The organism is Mesorhizobium sp. M1A.F.Ca.IN.020.06.1.1, assembly GCF_004023265.1.
Taxonomy (GTDB): Bacteria; Pseudomonadota; Alphaproteobacteria; order Rhizobiales; family Rhizobiaceae; genus Mesorhizobium.
In genome coordinates this window covers 1-1,763 of record NZ_RZSR01001117.1, presented here as the reverse complement: position 1 = coordinate 1,763, position 1,763 = coordinate 1, and the positions used below count along the sequence as shown (strand labels likewise).

Sequence of the window (1,763 nt, the reverse complement as noted above, 5' to 3'; positions counted from 1 at the left end):
CTCGGCATCCGCACCATCGGCACCGCGACCGTCTCGTCGAAGCCGGCAACGCCCTGGTCGAGGATATGATTGTTGGCGAGCGACAGCACGAGCCTGTCACGGGCAATGCCGACGTCTGCCAGCGCATCCGCCAGGAAGCGTTCGCTCATCGCGTGATGCGTGCCAAGCCGCGTGCCCGCCACCGCGCTCGGCCGCTCGACGATCGGGCTTTCGCAATTGCCGACCACGAGATCGGCCGAAGCGAGCAGCGCCGCGATCGCAGGGTCGCATTCCGGCACCCGGCGATTGGCGACCGCCGACAGGTCGCCGATGAAAGCAAGCCGCACAGTTTGCGTTGGCGTCGGCACCATCAGCGTCGCTGCCGGCGCCGCGAAACCGTTTCTGTCGCCGCCTAGCGACGGCTTCAGAAAACGCGGCAGCCACGACAATTTGTAGGAAAGCGGATAATTCGACACGCGATGCCCAACCGTTTGCCATCGTGTGTAGACCGTCTTCGCGCCAGGAGAAAGCAGCAGGCGAAGCGCCGCAAATCCGTGTATTGTGGCTGGCGGGATTGGGACGGGAGGATCCATCGTGAAGCGACTGTCGGGCCTTGTGGCACTCACACTCTTGCTGCTCCTGCCGTTTGCTTACGCCAAAGCGGCTAGCCCCGACCCTGCCGCCTTGTTCGAGGCGAAAACCGTTTCAGAGCGGAACAGAGCCCTGGCGGCACTGGAGGCGGCGGCACCGAGCGATCCGGCATCGGCCTATGCCGCCGGCGCCGGCGAATTCTTTACCGCGCTGGAAATCCTGGCCAGCGGTCTGCATCGGCACGGTTTCGAGAGCCCGCAATCCTTCATGCTACCGCTGATGCGGCTGCCCGTGCCGGACAATCCCAGTCCCGAGCCGCTGACCTATGAAAAGTTCCGCGCCATCCTGATCGCTTTCCGCGACCGTCTGGAGAAATCCGCCGCCACGCTGGGCTCGGTGCCCGTCGATGCCGATATCGGCATGGTGGTCGACCTCGCTCATGCCGGTATCAATCTCAACGAGGACGGCAACATCGCGCCGGACGAAAGCATCGCCGCGATTATGGCCTCGCTCTCACGCGGCGTCGACGCGAGCGATGCCGCCCCTTCGCTTGCCTTCCGCTTCGACCGCGCCGACGGCTTCTGGCTGCAAGGTTACGCCGAGTTCCTGATGGCGCAGGCCGATTTCTGGCTGGCGCATGATTTCAAAGCCATGTTCGACGGCTCTTTCCACATGCTGTTTCCGCACGCGAAACTGCCGTTGCAGGACGCGCTGGTCCCGCCGGATGGCGGCATGAGCGGCAGCATCTTCGCCTCGGAATGGCGCTTTGCCGACTTCATCTCGCTGGTGCATCTCGTCAACTGGCCGGTGATCGAGCCGGAGCGCCGGAAGGCGGCGCGCCGTCACCTGCTGGAGATGATCCGGCTTTCGCGCGAGGACTGGAAAGCGATACGCGCCGAAACCGACAATGACCGCGAATGGCTGCCGGGACCGCAGCAGAAGGGCGTCAACCCGCTCACCAGCCTTGAGGTCGGCGAGGCGCAAGTGCAGGCATGGCTTGCCGCCCTGACCATGGCTGAGGACCTTCTCGAAGGCCGCGTGCTGCTGCCGCATTTCCGTGTCATCGGCAAAGGCATCAACATGAAGCGCTTCTTCGACGAGCCGAAACCTTTCGACCTCGTCCTGTCGATCACCGGCCCGGCCATCGCGCCTTATCTCGAAAGTGGAAAAATCCTCACCAGCGACGATTTCAA

The 1,763-nt window shown here is 63.8% G+C and carries 2 protein-coding genes; one reads left to right on the top strand and one right to left on the bottom strand.

Going from position 1 to position 1,763, the window contains the following annotated elements:
* Positions 1–455 (bottom strand): CapA family protein (locus EOA60_RS31565; protein WP_206628341.1); only part of this gene is annotated, 455 nt, incomplete at its 3' end.
* Positions 456–573: 118 nt separating this feature from the next.
* Here EOA60_RS31565 and EOA60_RS31560 point away from each other — a divergent pair.
* The coding region (locus EOA60_RS31560; protein ID WP_128312520.1) for a hypothetical protein at positions 574–1,763 on the top strand (1,190 nt) is incomplete at its 3' end.